Genomic DNA, 1,879 nt, shown 5'->3' on the forward strand with positions numbered 1-1,879 from the left:
ACCACGATGATGATGTTGGAGCCCATCAGCGGGCTGACCTGATAGATCGGGGCCGCCATGATGCCGGCAACGCCTGCAAGACCCGCACCCAGCGCATAGGTGAAGGTGAGAAGCAGCGGCACATTGATGCCGAAGGCTTTGACCAGTGTTGGGTTTTCGGTGGCGGCGCGCAAATAAGCGCCAAGCTTGGTCTTTTCGATCAAAAGCCAGGTGCCAAGGCAGATGATCAGCGAGGCCACGACCACCCAGGCGCGATAATTCGGCAGGAACATGAAGCCGAGATTGTTGCCGCCTGCCAGCGATGGCGGTACCGCATAGGGCTGTCCGGCAGCGCCGTAATAATAGCGGAACGTGCCTTCGATCACGAGCGCCAGGCCGAAGGTGAACAAAAGCCCATAGAGCGGATCGAGATTATAAAGCCGCGACAGCGCTACGCGCTCGACGATCGCGCCGCCGAGACCGACGATGATCGGGGCCAGAATAAGCGCTGGCCAATAGCCGATGCCAAGCCAGCTCAGCAGCAGATAGCCGACAAAAGCGCCCAGCATATATTGTGCGCCATGGGCAAAGTTGATGATGCGCAACAGCCCGAAGATGATGGCAAGGCCAAGGCTCAGCATGGCATAGAACGAGCCATTGATGAGACCGACCAGCAGCTGGCCGAGAAGCGCTTGCAGGGGGATTCCAAAAATCATTGTCATGTCAGACTCCCAGCGCTTCGTTGAGTGCCGCCATGCGGTCGGGCAGCTCGGCGGTCGGGAAGTTCTCCGTCACCACGCCATGATCCATGAGATAGAAGCGGTCTGCGACCTTGGCGGCAAAGCGGAAGTTCTGCTCGACCAGAAGAATGGTCATGCCGCGCTTCTTCAATTCCACCAGCACATCGCCGATGCGCTGCACGATGACAGGCGCCAGACCTTCGGTCGGCTCGTCCAGCAGCAGCACCTTCACGCCGGTGCGCAGGATGCGCGCAATGGCCAGCATCTGCTGCTCGCCGCCCGACAGTTTGGTGCCCGGGCTGTTGCGCCGTTCATGCAGGTTGGGGAAAAGCTCGTAAATTTCGTCCAATGACATCAGGCTCTGCCCGCCTTTTGCGACGACCGGCGGCAGCAACAGGTTCTCATGCACGCTGAGCGTGGCGAAGATGCCGCGTTCTTCCGGCACGAAGCCCAGACCCGCATGGGCAATGCGGTGCAAGGGCACGCGCATGATATCCCGGCCGTCCAGCGTGATCGTGCCGGTGCGCTTGCGGATGATGCCCATGATGGCGCGCAGGGTTGTCGTCTTGCCGACGCCGTTGCGGCCCAGAAGCGTGATGGTTTCGCCCGGCCAGATGTCGAGATCGACGCCATGCAGGGCATGGCTTTCGCCATACCAGGCATTCAGTCCGCGCACGGACAGGAGCGGTTGGCCTTTATTCATGTTCGGTTCCCATATAGGCGGTGCGCACGCGCTCGTCCTTCGAGACGTCGGCATAGCTGCCAGAGGCGAGGATCTCGCCGCGTTGCAGCACCGTGACATGGTGGGCGATATCGGCCACCACCTTGAGATTGTGTTCCACCATCAAAACGGCGCGATCCTTCGCGACATCGGCAATGAGGGCGGCAATGGTGTGAACGTCTTCATGGCCCATGCCGGCCATCGGCTCATCGAGCAGCAGCACTTTCGGATCGAGCGCCAGTGTGGTGGCGATTTCCAGCGCGCGCTTGCGGCCATAGGACAGATCGGCGGCCAGTGCATGACGGGCATCGGCAAGGCCGACGCGTTCCAGAAGCTCGACGGCTCTCGCGTCCAGCCGATCAAGCGCTGAAAGCGCACGCCAGAATTGCGTGGCAAGGCCGTTCGGGCGCTGCAACGCCACCTTGACGTTTTCCAGCAC

General features: G+C 61.0%; 3 protein-coding genes. All 3 read right to left on the minus strand.

Annotated elements, in window-relative coordinates; all coding sequences use genetic code 11:
* The coding region (locus FHW03_RS25925; RefSeq protein WP_182523278.1) for a branched-chain amino acid ABC transporter permease at nucleotides 1–701 on the minus strand (701 nt) is incomplete at its 3' end.
* Between the two features lies 1 nt (nucleotide 702).
* Nucleotides 703–1,422 (minus strand): ABC transporter ATP-binding protein, encoded by a 720-nt coding sequence (locus tag FHW03_RS25930; protein ID WP_182523279.1) that lies wholly within the window; start codon nucleotides 1,420–1,422, stop codon nucleotides 703–705.
* Nucleotides 1,415–1,879: ATP-binding cassette domain-containing protein (locus FHW03_RS25935; RefSeq protein WP_182523280.1), on the minus strand; the 465-nt coding region annotated here is incomplete at its 5' end. The genes FHW03_RS25930 and FHW03_RS25935, both read right to left, overlap by 8 nt.

The sequence above is a fragment of the Ochrobactrum sp. RH2CCR150 genome, assembly GCA_014138095.1.
In the GTDB taxonomy this organism is placed as follows: Bacteria; Pseudomonadota; Alphaproteobacteria; order Rhizobiales; family Rhizobiaceae; genus Brucella; species Brucella gambitense.